Annotated in this window: 11 protein-coding genes; 5 read left to right on the top strand and 6 right to left on the bottom strand. The window is 52.4% G+C overall.

Annotated elements, in window-relative coordinates; genetic code table 11:
* Positions 1–42: 42 nt before the first annotated feature.
* Positions 43–1,413 carry a glutamine synthetase family protein gene (locus tag KOI40_RS01935; RefSeq protein WP_216095750.1) on the bottom strand — a complete coding sequence of 457 codons (1,371 nt, stop codon included), beginning with the start codon at positions 1,411–1,413 and terminating at the stop codon, positions 43–45.
* 438 nt (positions 1,414–1,851) lie between these two features.
* Here KOI40_RS01935 and KOI40_RS01930 point away from each other — a divergent pair, with 438 nt between their 5' ends.
* The 4 genes from KOI40_RS01930 to KOI40_RS01915 all read left to right on the top strand — a co-directional run bounded on the left by KOI40_RS01930 (position 1,852) and on the right by KOI40_RS01915 (position 6,753).
* Positions 1,852–2,598: a gamma-glutamyl-gamma-aminobutyrate hydrolase family protein gene (locus tag KOI40_RS01930; RefSeq protein WP_216095749.1), complete on the top strand. Its 747-nt coding sequence runs from the start codon at positions 1,852–1,854 to the stop codon at positions 2,596–2,598.
* A gap of 100 nt (positions 2,599–2,698) precedes the next feature.
* Complete coding sequence (locus KOI40_RS01925; protein ID WP_216095748.1) at positions 2,699–4,033, top strand: glutamine synthetase family protein; 1,335 nt, start codon at positions 2,699–2,701, stop codon at positions 4,031–4,033.
* A gap of 314 nt (positions 4,034–4,347) precedes the next feature.
* A complete protein-coding gene (locus KOI40_RS01920) occupies positions 4,348–6,375 on the top strand; it encodes an amidohydrolase (protein ID WP_216095747.1) in 2,028 nt (675 codons plus the stop codon).
* A 21-nt stretch (positions 6,376–6,396) separates the two neighbouring features.
* Positions 6,397–6,753: a cupin domain-containing protein gene (locus KOI40_RS01915; RefSeq protein ID WP_216095746.1), complete on the top strand. Its 357-nt coding sequence runs from the start codon at positions 6,397–6,399 to the stop codon at positions 6,751–6,753.
* Positions 6,754–6,842: 89 nt separating this feature from the next.
* Here the strand turns inward: KOI40_RS01915 and KOI40_RS01910 are convergent, their stop codons facing one another.
* The 3 genes from KOI40_RS01910 to KOI40_RS01900 form a co-directional block, all read right to left on the bottom strand.
* Positions 6,843–8,816, bottom strand: coding sequence for a tetratricopeptide repeat-containing sulfotransferase family protein (locus tag KOI40_RS01910; RefSeq protein WP_216095745.1), 1,974 nt, complete (start codon positions 8,814–8,816; stop codon positions 6,843–6,845).
* A 158-nt stretch (positions 8,817–8,974) separates the two neighbouring features.
* Positions 8,975–11,356 (bottom strand): TonB-dependent receptor, encoded by a 2,382-nt coding sequence (locus KOI40_RS01905; protein WP_216095744.1) that lies wholly within the window; start codon positions 11,354–11,356, stop codon positions 8,975–8,977.
* Between the two features lie 153 nt (positions 11,357–11,509).
* Entirely contained in the window at positions 11,510–12,814 is a 1,305-nt protein-coding gene (locus KOI40_RS01900; protein ID WP_216095743.1) for an NAD(P)/FAD-dependent oxidoreductase, read from the bottom strand.
* Positions 12,815–13,158: 344 nt separating this feature from the next.
* On the opposite strand from KOI40_RS01900, the gene KOI40_RS01895 reads away from it, so the two are divergent.
* Positions 13,159–14,034, top strand: coding sequence for a hypothetical protein (locus KOI40_RS01895; protein WP_216095742.1), 876 nt, complete (start codon positions 13,159–13,161; stop codon positions 14,032–14,034).
* 130 nt (positions 14,035–14,164) lie between these two features.
* Here KOI40_RS01895 and KOI40_RS01890 read toward each other — a convergent pair whose 3' ends face one another.
* Both KOI40_RS01890 and KOI40_RS01885 read right to left on the bottom strand, forming a co-directional pair.
* Positions 14,165–16,048 (bottom strand): NAD(P)-binding protein, encoded by a 1,884-nt coding sequence (locus tag KOI40_RS01890; protein ID WP_216095741.1) that lies wholly within the window; start codon positions 16,046–16,048, stop codon positions 14,165–14,167.
* A 30-nt stretch (positions 16,049–16,078) separates the two neighbouring features.
* Complete coding sequence (locus tag KOI40_RS01885; protein ID WP_216095740.1) at positions 16,079–16,549, bottom strand: cupin domain-containing protein; 471 nt, start codon at positions 16,547–16,549, stop codon at positions 16,079–16,081.
* Positions 16,550–16,775 lie beyond the last annotated feature (226 nt).

Here is a 16,775-nt window from a genome sequence, read left to right as displayed (position 1 = left end):
GATCGACAGTTACGGGTTATGTCCGACGGGCGGCGATAACCGTTATGACATAATCAGGTAGGTGTCATATTCCAGGGGGCTAATGTTACCTTCAAACTCCTCCTGCTCAAAATGTTTCACTGCGCTGAAGGCTTTCTGAAAGTCTTGGCCCAGATTCTGGGCGACGTAGTCGGACTCTTCAAAGCGATCCAGAGCATCGTACCAGTTGCGGGGCAGCGAGGCCTTTTGCTCGGTGTAACCCTGTGCGGCGGGCTCGGTGGGCTCCAGCTTGTTCTCGATACCGTAGAGCATGCCGGCCAGCAGGCCCGCCAGTGCCAGGTAGGGGTTGGTGTCGGCCCCGGCAACGCGGTATTCAATGCGGCGGGCCTTGTTGTCACCATTGGGAACGCGCATGGACACATCGCGGTTTTCGTAGCCCCAGGTGGGGGCAACCGGGGCGTGGCTGCCGGCACGGTAGCGGCGGAAAGAGTTCAGGTGCGGGGCAAACATCAGGAAGGTGTCTGCCATGGTTTGCTGCAGGCCGGCGATGGCGTGACGCAGGGCATCGCTGCCCAGCTCAGTCCCGTCATCAAAAATATTGTTGCCCTGCTCGTCAATGATGCTGGCGTGAATGTGCATGCCGTTACCATCCAGTTGACCAAACGGCTTGGCCATAAATGACGCAATGTAGCCGTGTTTGTGGGCGATGCTCTTGATTACGCGCTTGAGCAGCTGGGCGTTATCGGCGGCCAACAGCGGGTTGTCCACGTGATAGAGGTTCAGCTCGAACTGGCCGGGTGACAATTCTTTTACGATGGTGTCGAGGGGCAGCTCCAGATCCAGACAGGCACTGCGGATGTCGTGCAGCAGGTCGGCGTATTCGTGCATCAGGTCGGTATTGAAAATCTGCCCGCCAATCTGGCTGCGGCCGTTGACACGGGAATCCGGCAGTTGCGGCGTACCCTGATCATCGCGCTGGTCGAGGAACAGGTAGAACTCCAGTTCGGGAGCGGTCACTGCACGCAGGCCTTTGGCGTTGTAGCGTTCGACCACTTCTTCCAGCAGTGCGCGGGGATCATAGCCCCAGGGCGTACCGTCTTCTTCGCTCATGGTGAGCAGCAATTGTGCGGTTGGGCGCTCCAGCCAGGGGATCATTTTCAGGCTCGACAACACCGGGTGGCAGATGCCGTCGCCGTCTCCGGTTTCGGCGCAAAGCTCGGGGATATCGCGACCCCAGATGTCGGGAGCCGTCGCCGACAGGGGCATTTTGAAGTTACCATTCAGGACGCGATCAATGTTTTCAATGGGCAGCCATTTGCCTCTCAATATGCCGTTCAGGTCGGTGAGCATGACCTCAACGGTCTCTGTCTCGGGGTGTTGCTTCAAAAAGTCGGCGACGATATCTGAGCCTTGCTGCTCTGTTAAACCGCTCACAATGGTTCTCCCAGTTCTTTGCTGTTGCTGCATAGCTGTTGTTTCATAACAACAGTGCGTTAAATCTGTTGCATCCACTTGAGCGATTCGCGTGTGCTTTTACTCAATGGTCGATGCGCTGTGGCCAGACGGCTCTGTCAGAGCGTGGGTTGGCCTTCGTTGCCTTCGGGTCAGACGCCGCTGGCATTGGTTGATTTTAGGATAAAAACTTCATAAACTGAAACATAATTCGGTTTTTGTTGGTGGCTGATGTGCTCTTTTCTCAGTTAACTGACTGATATATATGGGATAAATTAATTTCTCTGCTGCCGGTTATGAGCGTCTAAAATAGAAACGGAGACGGCATGAACCGGTAAAAAATTATTTCTGACCTGTTTTTATGCGGGGTAAATGACGCAAACAGCAGGTCTGCACAGGAACTAACAGGTAGTAGGTAACATGAGTAACGACAAACCCCTGGTGATTGGCTTGGTGGCTGACTGCAAAATGCTTGGCCTGCACCCTTTTCATGCCATTGGCGATAAATACATACGCAGTATCAGTGAAGGCATGAACGCAGTCCCGCTGTTGATTCCGGCCATGGGTGAACCCCATCTGCTGGAGACCTATCTGTCGATGATCGATGGTCTGCTGCTGACGGGATCGCCAAGCAATATTGAGCCACACCATTACAATGGCGAGCCGGCTGAAGACCCACAGCACGATCCCGCGCGGGACTCGGCGACCCTGCCGTTAATCAAAATGGCCATCGAGGCGGATGTTCCGGTACTGGGCATTTGTCGCGGCTTCCAGGAAATCAACGTGGCGCTGGGCGGTACCCTGCATCAGAAAGTTCAGGAGCTGCCAGGCATGATGGATCACCGCGAAGATCCGGAGCAACCGGTAGACGTTCAATACGGCCTGGCGCACGCGGTGCATTTCGAAGCTAACAGTTTACTGGCCAGAATCACTGACAGCACTGAAGCTCAGGTTAACAGTGTGCACCAGCAAGGCATCAAAGAGCTGGCGCCTGCGTTAAGTGTCGAAGCGAAAGCTCCGGACGGGTTGGTGGAAGCCTTCCGTCTGGAACGGGATGATCGATTTGTGTTTGCCGTACAGTGGCATCCCGAGTGGAAAGTGACCACGAATCCGTTTTATCTGAGCATCTTCACCGCTTTTAAAGAGGCCTGTGAAGCTCGTCGCTAATCACGTGAGGCCTTGTGCCTCACGTTATTCAAAATTCACATTATTTTTACAACAGTTTTAAACATTTTTTTTACAACAAAAGGTCCAACCAAGGCATCTTATGGATACCATCAACGAGTGGTTAAAAGACAATAATATTATCGAAGTCGAATGTTTGATCCCGGATATGACCGGCAATGCGCGGGGCAAATTTGTTCCGGCGGACAAGTTCTTCAAAGAAGAAACCCGCCTGCCCGAGAGCATCCTGCTGCAATCCGTGACAGGGGGTTACCCGGATGAGTTCGACGATATTCTCGGAGTCAACGATGGCGATATGTTCTTGCGCCCCGATCCTAAAGCCATGCGTTTGGTGCCCTGGGCCAAAGACCCTACCGCTCAGATTATTCACGACTGCATGACTCGCGATGGAGAGCTGCATCCCCTGTCCAGTCGCGGTGTGCTGCAGCGTATTTTGGCGCTGTATGAAAAAGAAGGTTGGGAACCGGTTGTGGCGCCCGAGGTGGAATTCTACCTGGTGAAACAAACCTCTGATCCCGATTACGAGCTGGAGCCTCCGATTGGTCGTTCCGGTCGTGCTGAGGTAATGCGCCGCTCTTACACCATTGATGCCATCAATGAATTTGAGCCGCTGATCGAAGCCATGTTTGGCCACTGTGAAAAAATGGGGCTGGATGTGGACTCGCTGATCGACGAAACCGGCGCGGCGCAGATGGAGTTGAACTTTCTGCACGGCAATGCCCTGGATCTGGCGGATCAGGTATTTACCTTTAAGCGGACTCTGCGTGAAACTGCAATGCAGCATGGGGTTTTCGCCACCTTTATGGCTAAACCCATGAAATCCGAGCCAGGCAGTTCCATGCACATCCATCAGAGTATTGTGGATGTCAACACGGGTAAGAATATCTTTGTCGATGAAAACGGTAACGAGAACGACCTGTTCCGTCATTACATTGGTGGCTTGCAGAAATTTACCACTGCCGCGATGCCCTTCTACGCGCCCAATGTGAATTCCTATCGCCGTTTTGCCAAAGACATCGCCGCACCGATCAATCTGAATTGGGGCTACGATAACCGCACCACCGGTATTCGTGTGCCAGAGAGTTCGCCACAGGCCAAGCGGGTTGAAAACCGTTTTGCCGGTGTGGATGTCAACCCTTACCTGGCTCTTGCAGCGACTCTCGCCTCTGGCTATCTGGGTATGAAGTTACAGGTAGAACCAACAGCGCCTACTTCTGGCAATTCCTATGAGGAAGATATTGACGTGCCTCGCACATTGGAGCATGCCGCTCGTCTGCTCGATGAGTGTGAAGAGTTGCGCGATATCATGGGCAACACCTTTGTCGATGCTTACGTGGCGGTAAAAGCCTTCGAGTACGAAGAATTCAACCAGGTGATCAGCTCCTGGGAACGTGAACATTTGCTTTTGAATGTTTAACAGCGGGTTTGACGCGTTTATCCGGGAAAGCTTTTGGATAAACGCGTTGAACACACGTTATATAACAAAAGATAAAATTATTTTATTTTCGGATTGCCAAGTGGCATTTACTTTTGTGTCACGCTTGGAGAGATAGAAAACCGTCTGTAATGATTCTTTAAAGACCTTGATTTTAATAATTGATGTCTGGCTACAATTTATTGACCACAGCGGTATTTCATTGAAACCTGTTTTGAAAATTCATGGATTTTGTGTGTTTCGAATCTAATGGGATGTCGAAAAAGGTTTCTATTAACTCATTTTTGGAGCTTTACATGATGAATATCAACAAAAACATCACAAAGTCCGTTTTGACGCTACTGCCCGCATTATTGACATTGGGTTGTGGTGAAAAAAGTGCGGACTCAACTGCTGTCGCGACTGTGGCCGACATGGTCTATACCAATGGCGTAATTTATACCGCTGATAAAGATCGTTCATTGATGCAGTCCATTGCCGTAAAAGGTGAAGATATTGTCTTTGTTGGCTCTGACGAAGGTGTAAAGTCTTTTATTGGTGATAATACACAAGTGACCGATCTCGATGGCAAGCTGGTGCTGCCAGGTCTGCACGACTCTCATATTCATCCACTGGGCATTGTTCAGCTGGATACCTGTGATCTGGACAGTGAGCCTCATACATTGGCTGAGCTGGTTCCGACACTCAAGGAGTGCATCAGCCGCTACGACATTAAAAAGGGCGAATGGCTGATTGTGGATCAGTGGGCCTTTACTCAGGGTAATGAGCCCAGTGAGGAATTCCCCACCCTGCGCTCGGCTCTGGATGCTGTGTCCCTGGACAGTCCGATTTTCCTGAAAGGTAACGATGGCCACCATGCTGCAGTCAACTCTGCCGCACTGGCGACGGCAAAAAATGCAGCGGGTGAAGTCGTCGGTATTAATGCCGACACACTTAACAGTGACTTTTCTGATTATGCCGAGTTGATCGGTCGTGACAGTGAGGGCAAGCCTGACGGTTCTCTTAACGAAACTGCTCGCATGTTGGTCGATATCGACCCCGGCATGCTGTTGGGCGCTTTGATCCCCACCGAGGCCATGCCGTTAGTGGCCGAGAAGTTAGCGAGTTATGGCATCACCTCCATTCAGGATGCTTCCGCCGATCTGGAAAGTATGCCTCTGTACGTTGGCTTGCAGGAGTCGGGACAGCAGACTTTTCGTCTGACTGCGGCGCTCTACCCGCATTTCAACGATTTCAAAAATGCCGAGGGTCAAATCGATATTGAACGACTGATCACTACCTTTGATGAGGTGCGGGCCAGTGTCGCTGATAATCCGTTGATTAAAGCCGATGCAGCAAAGATTTTCATTGATGGCGTGATTGAGGGTAATCCACTGGTGAATCCACCGACCCTGCCCAATGCGGCGCATTTGCATCACTTCAAGCAGCCATTGTTTAACTACGATGCCACTAGCCAGTCTCTGGACCTTGAAGGTTATGTGGATCTGGACAGTGAATTGTGCCAGCAGGTCAGAGCAGACATGGCCAGCTACAAACAGGCTGAAGCCAGTCAGGCATTTAAGCAGGAACATGGTTTCTTTCCTGCACAATGTACCGAAAGCGAAGGTGTACTGGAGCATTCCGAAGCGTTTTTCCGTGACTACATAGCCGCACTGGATGCTCACGATTACACCGTACACGCTCATGCCATCGGCGACCGTGCCGTTCGCACAGCCATTGATGCGTTTGCAGCCCTGCCGAAATCGGATCGCCCACACAATATTGGCCATGCGCAATTGGTTGAGCCTTCCGACATTCAGCGTGCGGGTGAGCTGGGTCTTTTTGTCACCATGACCTACGCCTGGGTGAAACCGGAAGTGGCCTACGATGTGACAGTGACTCCGTTTATCGATCAGGTTAACGGCATGGACGATCTCTATAACCCGGAACACTACACCATGCAATACAGCTATCCGGCCAAGAGCATGAAAGCTGCCGGTTCTGTACTCGCTGCGGGCAGTGACGCACCGGTGGATACCCGTGAGCCGCGTCCGTTTGTGAATATCGAACAGGCTGTGACCCGTCAGGGTGAAGGCGATGTGGTGTGGAATGCTGATGAGCGTCTGACCATTGAAGAGATTCTGGATGCCTACACGATTCACGGTGCTCAGGCTCTGCGTCAAGAAGATCTGGTGGGTTCACTGGAAGTGGGTAAAAAAGCCGATTTCGCGGTGCTGAGTCAGAACATCATTGATCTGGCGAACAACGGCGAGGCTGACAAGATTGACGAAACTCAGGTGCTGACCACGGTGTTCAATGGCAAAGTGGTTTTTGAGCGCCAATAACGTTTTATTTAGGAGTATTTTATGTCCGTTAAAGACATCAAACTAATTGGTACCGATCAGGTAGAGTCCGAATCCTACCTGCCGGATCAGGAAAAAATTCTGGCGGGCAATCCGGCACAGCTGATTTGGCATTGTTACGATAACAAGGACAAAACTTTCGGTGCGGGTATCTGGCAAGGTGAACCCGGCACTCACAAGGTGAGCTACACCGAAGAAGAAGTGTGCTTTATGCTGGAAGGCAAGGTGATTGTTGCTGACGACGAAGGCAATGAGATCACTTTGCAGAAAGGCGATATGTTTGCCATTCCGGCAGGCTTCAGTGGCAGCTGGACGACGGTTGAAACCGCCAAAAAAATGTATGTTGTATACGAGAAGTAATTCTCCTGCTTGGCAGCGCAACGTGCAGTAAGACAAAAAAAGGAGGCCTCTGGCCTCCTTTTTTTGTTTAAGCCTTATTTGATGGGAATTTATTGAGCCAGGTCACCCAGTATGTTCTTGAGTGGTGTGAGCTCTTCCTCAAAGTTTTTCCAGTACGCCAGCGCCGAGCGATAAATGGGTTTGCGCACCTGTTCCGAGCTGGAGGTTTTAACCACCCGCTTGGTTTCATGAAAGTTCAGGCAGCTCTCCTCGAACGCCAGGCCGCAGTAATCCAGCAGGCGATGCACATGGCTGTCCAGGTCGTCCACCACCTGTTCGTAGTGCACATCGAGAACGCGCCCCGGTAACACGTGATGCCAGTGCTGCATCAGACGGTGGTAGTCGCGATAGTAGTGACCCAGATCCTCGAGGTCGTAGGTGAAGTGCTGGCCCATGGCCCACAATTGTTTGAAACAGCCGAGGCAGTTATCCATCGGATGGCGAATGGTGTTGATGATTTTCGCGTTCGGAAACAGGATGGCAATCAGGCCCACATAGCTGAAGTTGTTGGGCAGCTTATCGATAAAACAGGGCTTGCCCTGGGTGCGATGGGTTTCCGCCTGGGTTAAGTATTGTCTGGCCATCGCCATCAGTTGCGGCTGCTCAACGTCGTGCATCGACAGGGGAAAAATCCGCTCTGAGCTGGCGCCACTCGCCAGATGCATGCCTTTCGCCAGCCTTGGAATATAGGGCAGTTCCTGAGTGCCTTCCACCTGCGAGTGACTGGCCAGAATCTGTTCCTGCAGGGTGGAGCCGGAGCGCGGCAGACCCACCACAAAAATTGGCGTGACTTCGGGGTTGGGCTCGAGCTGTAACCGGTTAATCAGTTCCGGGGTGAAGGTGTCGATCAACTGATCCGTAAACGCGCGGTTGTCCTCGGCACTGTAGTCGAGTCGCTGTTTTTGTACCCGGTTGGCCTGGTCGTAACAGGCGAACGCCTGAGCATAGTTTTTGCGGTGCTCCAGGGCCTTGCCGAGGGCGTAGCCAAAATGAACCTTCTGGCTGTCACTGAGATCAGGCTGGGCAACTACACGTTGCATCGTTGCCACCTCCTGATCGTCGAAGGAAAAGGTCTTCATATCCGACAGCGCCCAGTAGGCTTCACCGTAGCGCTCGTCGTTGGCAATGCACTGGCGGAATACCTCGATTGCCCGCGATTGGTTGCCCATGGTTTTCAAGGCCAGCCCCAGTTGCGACAGGGCGGGGTTGTGATCAGGTTGCTTGGCCAGTGCCGCTTCCAGCTGCGCAACGGCCTTGTCGTAGTCGTACAGTCGCGTCCAGGCATCGGCTTTGAGAATCATGGCGTCGATGGCATCGGGATGAATTTCCAGGCTGCGATCAAGACTTTGCAGCCCGGCTTCGGGGTTGTCCTGAATAATCTGTGCCCGGGCCAGACCGTTCCACGCGCGCCAGTTCTCGGGCATGCGCTCGATCACCCTTTGAAACAGGCGGCTGGCACGTTTGGCCTGGCGCTCAGAGACCGTGTACTCGGCCAGTAACGTGAGAATGGCCAGGTTGCCGGGATCCTGATTGAGAATCTCCACACACAGTTGTTCCAGCTGTGTGTGTTGTTGGTCCCGATGCAGTTGAAAGGCCTGTTTGACCCGCTCGGCGATTTCGGCCCGGGCTTCAATCTCAGGGGCGAGTTGGCTGGCTTTCTCATGCTGGCCCTGGGCTTCATAGACTTCGAACAGGATGCGCTTGGCACCGTGCAGTCGCTGGTTGAGCTGCAACGCTTGCTGCAGGTGACGAATGGCCAGTGCCGGTTGCTGACTGGCTTTGTAGAGGATCCCCAGATCCATGTGGGCATGGGCGTAATCCGGAGCCAGTTGCAGGGCTCGCAAGTAGGCTTTCTCGGCTTCCGCAGTCTTGTCTTGCTGCTGGCAGATCTGGCCGTAGAGGCGCAGGCTGTTGACCTCGTTGGGGTTGTGTTGGAGTAACTGTTTGCACAGGGACTCGGCTTCGGTGACTTGTCCGGCTTTGAAGGCGTTCAAGGCCTGGAAGAAAACTTCGCGGGGATTCATAACTCAATCGCTCGGAGTTTAGGAGTGACAGGACAGTATTGCATTGTCGTGGCTGAAAAAAAAGCCGACCCACAGGTTGTCTGCGGGCCGGCTTGTTAAGCGCTGTAACGTGTCAATCAAACACGGCAGAAGGACTTTTTGCCCTTCTGCCATGGTGATCAGAACTCGTAGCTGGCACTGATGCCAATGCGGCGAGGTTCGGTCATGCCGATGTGGTGTGCCGGCAGGTTGTAATCAGCGGACACTGGCGAGGTGTAGGCGAACTCATCGGTCAGGTTGGTGACCCAAAGAGTTGCCGACCAGGCTTCGTGGCTGCGGTAGCCAATACGCAGGTTGGTTTCCTTGAAGGATTCCGTCTCGTAGTTGCTGCTGCCGGAGAAGTCGCCAAAGCCAGGGGCACCGCTGTTGTAGAAGTTCTCCAGGGTGAAGAAGGCATCGCCACTGCTCATTGGGATGGTGTAGGTCGCCACCAGCGAGGAGCTGAAGTCGATAGTACCTGGCAGCTGCGCTCCCTTGCGGCATTCTACCTGGGCACAGAAGCCAGCTTCCGGATCGTCCAGTGAGGTGTCAGCCCAGGCGATACCCCAGTAAATGTCGAGGTTGGCCGTTGGCAATATGCGGAAACTGACCTCCACACCTTCACCGGTAGCATCACCGACGTTGGTCAGGCGGATCTGGGTACCGTCAATGGCGTAGACCGCGTGCATGCCTTCAAATTCGTACTGGTAGATGCTGGCATCCATCTGGATGCGGTCATCCCACCACTTGGATTTGATGCCCAGCTCAATACTGGTCACGGTTTCTTCGTCAAACTCGCTCAGACTGATGCCATCGATATCGGCGGTGTCGACACCGTCTACGTCATCAACAGAAACGCCGGCGGGTAACTGCAGGTCAAAGGTATTGAAACCGCCAGCCTTGTAGCCAGTGGACACGTTGACGAAGGTGCTGATGCTGTCGGTCAGGTAATAGTTAACCGCGACACGCGCTGACACGTTTTCCCAGGTCTGGCTGCCTTTAACGGGCTGAGAACTGTAGAACGGGAAGCTGTACCAGAAGTAGTTGCGATCCTCACCACCGAGAGCGGTCTCGAAGTCACGGCTGTCTTCGGTGTAGCGAGCACCAACGGTGATGTCCAGCTTGTCGGTAGGTGAGAAGGTGGCGTCACCGTAGATGCCCCAGCCCTCGTAATCGCCCTCAGCGTCAACGGAGTCGTTGCGATCACCGATACCGGGACCATAGTTGTATCCAGTCCAATAGTAGTACAAAGAGTCACAATCACTGACCTGGCTGATGGCGTAGGCGGGATCGGAGTATTCGGGGGCGTAAGCACCTGCGAAGCTGGATGCACACATGGCATCTTCATCGTAGATCTGGTCGTAGTGTACCTTGACGTTTTCTTTATAGGCCGAGGCACCCAGGAACCAGGATACCGGGCCGTCACCGTTGTAGTTCAGGCGGACTTCCTGACTGAAATATTCCTGTTCCTGGTCCTGAGCCCAAATGAACAGCGGCGCGTCGGTGCCGTCAAAGTCTTCCTGGTAGGTGTAGTTGGAACCGCGAATACCGGTAATGGAGCTGAGGCTGTAGCCCGCGCCCAGGTCGTATTCGAGGTTGAGGGTTGCACCCCAGACTTCGCCTTCGTCTTTCAGTTCGTTACTGGCCACGTCGGAACGGATTTCGTCTCTCTTACCGTTAATATTGGTCAGGCTGGGATCGAGCAGGCCCAGCCCCATGCTGGTGGCAGTACCGTCGTCGTAGGCGCGATAAATAGTTGGCGCGACTTCGCGGTCTTCATATTCCAGAATCAGGTCGGCCGACAGCTTGTCGCCTTCGTAGGCAAAAGTGGCGCGGGCCGCGGTTACTTCCTCGCCACCGATCTTGCCGCCATCGGTGAGGTTGGTGATCCAGTCATCCTGCTGGCGGTGATACAGGGCAAAGCGAGAGCTGATGGTGTCAGTCATTGGTACATTGACAACACCGGTGAACTCTCGATATCCATCCTGGCCAACGCCTACATCGACACTGCCACCAAATTCCATATCAGGTTTGCGAGTGTGCATACTGATGGCACCGGCAGAAGCGTTGCGACCAAACAGTGTGCCCTGCGGGCCTTTGACAACTTCTACACGTTCCATGTCATACAGACTGGTGACAGCCGCACCGGTACGACCCAGGTACACGCCATTAATGTAGGTGCCCACGGAAGGCTCTGCACCGATACCAAAGCCGTTGGTGCTGATACCACGAATGTTGATGGAGTCCATGAAGCTGTCGTTACTGTCGCCAGACATGCCTGGAGTCAGTACCGCCAGTTGCTTGGAGTCTTCAATCTGGGCGTCTTTCATCATTTCGCCGCTGAATGCCGACACACTGATCGGTACATCTTGCAGGCTTTGTTCGCGCTTTTGAGCGGTGACAACCACTTCTTCAATTGCCCAGGATTTCTCCTGAGCAAGTGCGTTGCCAGCGCCCAATGTCATGGCACCACTGATCGCAAGAGCGAGTGAGTGGCGACTAAACCGGTTGTTCTTCATCATGGGTAATCCTCTCAAGTCAGGGTTTTTAGTTATCTTCTCTTTGCTTGAAAATGCGTGTTGCCGTGCATTAGCTGAGACTTAACATCGTCTCTTGTTTTAGTGGTCTATTGTTTTTTTGTGTACAGCTACCACGTTTGTATTATTTATAATTGATTAAAACTTATCCCTCAGCGAGTAGTACAGCATTCCTGCTACCAGCCCCGGCCAGCGCAATAAGGTCCCGCCGGGAAAGGTGTGCGTTGGGTAGCTGGCCATAACGTCAAAGCGCTCGGCAGTGCCGGCAACGGCTTCTGCAATCAGCTTGCCGGCCATGGTCGCTGTAGGTACACCGTGGCCGGAATAGCCCTGAGCGTAAAAAACGTTATTGTCCAGGCGTCCGAAATGCGGCATGCGATTGAGAGTGATCGCCAAGGTACCCCCCCAAGCATAGTCGATGCGTGTGTTTTGAAGTTGTGGATACACCTTCAACATGTACTTGCGCACAAAGTTTTTCATGTCTTTTGGGAAGCGGCTGGTGTAGTTCTCGCCACCGCCAAACAACAGGCGGTTATCGCCGGAGAGTTTCCAGTAGTCGATCACAAACAGCGAATCCGCAACGGATGTGTCATCCCGAATCAGTTCGCGGCACAGGTCTTCACTGAGAGGCTCGGTTGCCAGCACAAAATTGTTGATTGGCATGATTTTGCCAGCCATACGAGGTTCAAGCTTACCCAGGTAGCCATTGCAACCGAGCACCACGTATTTGGCTTTTACTGAGCCTTCAGCGGTGGTCACTTGTGTTTCGGATGAGCTGGTGTTGTTGGCGCTGGTATAGCCGGTGACACGACTGCCTTCGTAGATTTTGACACCGGCTTGTTCGGCGGCTTTGGCCAGACCGAGAGCGTAATTCAACGGGTGCAGGTGGCAGGAGAAGGTATCCAGGGTTCCACACTGATAGTTGTCTGAGCCCACCAGTTGACGGACTTCATCAGTATCAACAAAACGGATGTGTTCGAAATCGTAATGCTTGGAGAGGTGTTCGACTTCAGCTTGATAGTCGGGAATGTGGCTGGCTTTGTGAGTGACGTGGAGCGCGCCCTGCTTGAGATCGCAGTCAATCTGATGTTTTTCGACCAGATCTTTGACGGTTTGCACCGCTTCGATGCCCATGTCCCAGAAGATTCTGGCCTGCTCTTTGCCGACCTTGCTTTCCAGCACGTCTTGCCCCACCCGCTGGCCGACGCCAACGTGACCGCCGTTGCGGCCTGAAGCTCCCCAACCGACGCGTTCTGCTTCGAGCAGTGCAACACTGTAGCCGCGTTCTGCCAGGTGCAGGGCAGCGGACAGGCCGGTATAGCCGCCGCCGATCACACAGACATCGGCTTCGATTTGACCTTCCAGTTTGGGGTGGTCGGGTAATTCCTTGGCTGTTGCCGCGTAATAAGAGTCCACATGAGACCCATTGCTGGTGTTACTCACCGTTGTTTAGCACCTTTATATATCTCTGAATTTTGTCCGGTTCCGCCCTGTTTGCACTCACGTACGTTGAGCCGGGGGAATAGAAAAGTCGCTATCAGGGCCGTTTGCCCTCTCCAGATGTTGAATGTTAATTCGGTTTATGGCTAAATCATAAATGCCTTATCTGGATTTAGCAACCATTGGGATCAATTTTGCGGATTGGGCTTAGGTGTTGGGTTATAGAAAACAGGTCAGTTATTTCGGCAAGCTGTAAGATGCCCCGGTGTGTACTGAGGCTGGCCGTTTACTGGATAACATAAGAGCCACCAGCGATACTCAGGTGGCGATAAGATGAGTAAGGGTTTATGACAATGAGCAGTGTGGCGCCGGCAGGCAAGCAGCCCCTCCCCTGGTTTAAAATATTTAAATACTGTGTCTATGCATTTCTGGTGGCGAACCTGTTTTTCTTCTTTATGGAGGACTGGGCTGCTTCAAAACATTTATTTTCCGGTGGAGTCTCTTTCTCTCAGTTGATCGAAGCCTATGCAGCCACCATTGATACCGCAGCGTGGGTGGTGTTGCTGTTGGTCTTTGAGCTGGAGACCTCGGTCATCTCTGATGAGAAACTGAAAGGCAATTTGAAGTGGGTTTTGAACACTATTAAAGCACTCTGCTACGTAGTGATCATTTATGCCTGCTACGGATACATGACCAAGTACATTGTTATCCACTCTTTTGAACCCTCCTCGTTGACCAATCTCTGCTCCCAGGCTGCACAAAGCCTCTCCTTCATGACCGATCTGGATGAATATGAGTCTGTGGTTGCCGCAAACTGCGCTGATTTGAGTTCTGCCAGTGCGTTTTATCAATTGCCGGGTACCGGCATTGTGACCGACACTGAGTCCCTGCAATCGGCGGAGTGGCTGTCACTGATTGATGTGGTTAACTCAGCTAACTGGCTGTTGATTGTTCTCATTCTGACGATGGACGTGTGGTTGCAACTGACAGGCAGACTCACCGGTCACATCATTAAAGTGACTGCCGCTTTTAAAGGTGTGCTGTATTTTATTCTGTTGCTGTGTGCAGTTTTTTGGGGCATTGATGGTGACTTCCTGGATTTCTGGGATGCCTTCCTGTGGATTCTGGCGTTTGCCCTGATTGAGCTGAATATCTTTGAGTGGCACGCTGAAGCCGAAGGCAAGCCCACCGTACTGGGAGAAAGTGACAAGGTAGAACACTAGATCCAGGTATGAAGATTCAGCAGTCCTGCTTGAGAATTACAGGCGTTGAATCAGAAAAGATAGTTATTTTAAGAAACAGTAAAAAGGCGACACTGTGAAAGTGTCGCCTTTTTTATGGGCGGTTGAAACGTCAGCCGGTTAATTGCTCGTTTACCGCTCGTGCGGCAGCATCCATAGCGCCGTTAACGTAGGCATAGGCCGATGCGTCGGAGTTGGCGATGGAAATGCGACCCAGGCGTTGTCGTCCGGCGATATGTGGTCCTTTGTCTGGCCCCCAGTCTGGCTGGTCGAACAGTTCGTTGTATTCGTACGCGTATCCGTGAGGCCAGCGGTTGACCGTGATGCCGCGGATATCCCGTTCCACATCCATACCCCAACGGCCCAGTGCGCCATCCAGCTGGGAATACAAATCTTCTTCAAACTCTTCAAATGCCATTTGATACAGGCGCTGCCGCCCCAGTTTGTGTTGTTCGCGACTGGTCAATCCCTGATTGGGGAAAGAGGGAATCATGCTGGCATGAAGAAGAATGGGGGAATCCGGGGACGGGCTGAAATTGTAACTCCCCATGCTCACGGGAAAATCCAGTTCGATACCGTGAAACATTTTGGAACGGGGTGTCTGAAAACCGTTATAACCGGACTCGGCAAAGGCTTTCCAATTCGTCAATGCCACATTGGCGTACACCAGAGGCACCTTTTCTGCGTAGTTGATGGCCTCGCGCTGGGCTTGCGGAACTTCCGGGCAGATAAAGGGGATTATGTTGTTGTAACAGGCCATCACGACATGTTTGCCTTTGACCTTAACGCTTTTCTGGTCGCGCACGTAGGTTACATCAACACTGTTTTGATCCTTGCTGTGCTGAACATGTACTGCAGTGCTGTTCAGGCGCAGGCGTACCGGTGAAGCGTCACTGTCCAGCAGGCTATAGTCTACCCGGCTGGTCACCAGATCTTCCATGGTCTCGCCCGGTACGGCTTTGGGGTTGAGATGGCGAACCAGCGCTCTGGCTACTCCGGCATTGCCGTCAGGGAAATGGAAGATATACGGTTCTTCGCTGTAGTGGGCATTGGCTTCTTCAGCCGTGACCCCGAGACGGTCGGCGCCAGGCATGCCCAGTCGAATGGCCTCAAGCGTTGACAGAGACTCCCAGCCAACACCCCAGATGCCTTTCATGTTATCGCGAAACACATCGATGGCTTCTTCCGGCAGCTGTGCGTGAGTTTTTAAAAAATCACTGAAACTGGTGGTTCTCAGATTCTCAATTCGCTGCGTCTGACTCCAGTCGGATGGTGTGAGTGGCGACGTACCTTCCAGATAATTCAGTAGTGCGGACTGGGCGTCCTGCGAGATTGGAAATGTGTTGACAGTGTCTTTGAGTGATTTGATGCTTTGTTTGTACCAGCTAAAAGGATTGTCAGTGAGGCGGTCCACGCCAAAGTGTTTCTTGCTGAAATAGAGGCCGCGTTTCAGCTTCCACTGCTGGTCGAACTTCTGGTCATAGTAGTCGTAAAACTTCTGAGGCTCGATGCCAATATCTGTCAGAACCTGCTGAGACACTTTGGAGTAACTGTTTGGCCCTTCCAGGGACTGGCTACCACCATAACCAATCAAGGTCTGATTACCGACGGTGAATTCATTGCGTTTGGCATGGCCGCCAAAGTCGTCGTGATTTTCGAGAATCAGAATACGGCTGTCGCGCCCTGCCTGTTGCTGGAACAGCATTGCGGCGGTAAGACCGGAAATGCCACCGCCAACCACAATCAGGTCATAAGTATCATCCGTTTGCCGGTCGGGTATTGGCCACTGTTTTCCCTGCCAGGCAACGGAATGAGCCACTTCGAAGGCACCCACGTGAGTCCCGCGCAAGCCAGTGAGACGAGGTGGGTAGTAGGATGGACTGGTCTGGGCGATTGCGGGAGAGGCCATTGATTGCAGGGGCGACAAGCTTAAGCCGCCAATCCCCACGGCAATCCCGTTTAAAAAGTCCCGGCGAGTAATGGGTGCTTTTTTCATGTTCTACCTCAAAATATCTCGGATGTGGATTTATTCCAGAGGTGAGTCCGGTGAATAGATGACATAAATTTTGGTATAGCCGTCGGTTTCCCAAATGCCCGTCCACTCTTTGGGAATGGTCACGGAATCGCCCGCATTAATTACTTGTACACTGCCGTCACTGGACGTCAGGGTGACACTGCCTTTTAGAAAGTGCATGTATTCGTCAACGCCGTAAGGTTCGGTAATGTCAAAACGTCCGGCTTCGGCGCGATACATGCCTGTGACAAACTTTTTATCCTGACTCAGCAGAGACACCACATCATAGGTTTTGCGTCCACTTTCAGACGTTTCAACAATCAAGTCATCGCGATTAAATATCTCGCCGGCGATATCGCTTTTAGACATGACCTCAGGATGTATCACTGCAGGTTTTTCGGCAGATGTTTGTTCGGCAAGTAAGGGAGTGCTCAGGCACAAACCGAAGGCAGATATCAGTGGAATAAGTACACGTTTTTTCATTGTTACAAGCTCCATTGTGTTAAATTCGAGTTATTGTTCGGTTTATATTCCGTGACCAGGCCTCGGTTTGTCAAATGTTGTTGGCCATTGATGTCCTGTTTTACTCTCGCAGAAATAAAAAAGCCCCAGTGAATAGCAGTGCTCACAGGGGCTTTTGATGGTTTTACAGCAGCTCTTTATGGTTTGACCGCAGTTTTAATGGCTCGACCGTAGCTCTTAATGGTTG

It is taken from the genome of Pseudomaricurvus albidus (genome assembly GCF_018863235.1).
In the GTDB taxonomy this organism is placed as follows: domain Bacteria; phylum Pseudomonadota; class Gammaproteobacteria; order Pseudomonadales; family Cellvibrionaceae; genus Pseudomaricurvus; species Pseudomaricurvus albidus.
Note: the sequence above shows the minus strand (reverse complement) of the source record. Positions and strands in the feature narration are given on the sequence as shown.

What these genes read in the sequence shown, in the direction of transcription:
- KOI40_RS01930 (WP_216095749.1), top strand. Translation starts at nt 1,852, where the DNA reads ATGAGTAACGACAAACCCCTGGTGATTGGCTTGGTGGCTGACTGCAAA.
- KOI40_RS01925 (WP_216095748.1), top strand. Translation starts at nt 2,699, where the DNA reads ATGGATACCATCAACGAGTGGTTAAAAGACAATAATATTATCGAAGTC.
- KOI40_RS01920 (WP_216095747.1), top strand. Translation starts at nt 4,348, where the DNA reads ATGATGAATATCAACAAAAACATCACAAAGTCCGTTTTGACGCTACTG.
- KOI40_RS01915 (WP_216095746.1), top strand. Translation starts at nt 6,397, where the DNA reads ATGTCCGTTAAAGACATCAAACTAATTGGTACCGATCAGGTAGAGTCC.
- KOI40_RS01910 (WP_216095745.1), bottom strand. Translation starts at nt 8,816, where the DNA reads ATGAATCCCCGCGAAGTTTTCTTCCAGGCCTTGAACGCCTTCAAAGCC.
- KOI40_RS01905 (WP_216095744.1), bottom strand. Translation starts at nt 11,356, where the DNA reads ATGATGAAGAACAACCGGTTTAGTCGCCACTCACTCGCTCTTGCGATC.
- KOI40_RS01895 (WP_216095742.1), top strand. Translation starts at nt 13,159, where the DNA reads ATGACAATGAGCAGTGTGGCGCCGGCAGGCAAGCAGCCCCTCCCCTGG.
- KOI40_RS01890 (WP_216095741.1), bottom strand. Translation starts at nt 16,048, where the DNA reads ATGAAAAAAGCACCCATTACTCGCCGGGACTTTTTAAACGGGATTGCC.
- KOI40_RS01885 (WP_216095740.1), bottom strand. Translation starts at nt 16,549, where the DNA reads ATGAAAAAACGTGTACTTATTCCACTGATATCTGCCTTCGGTTTGTGC.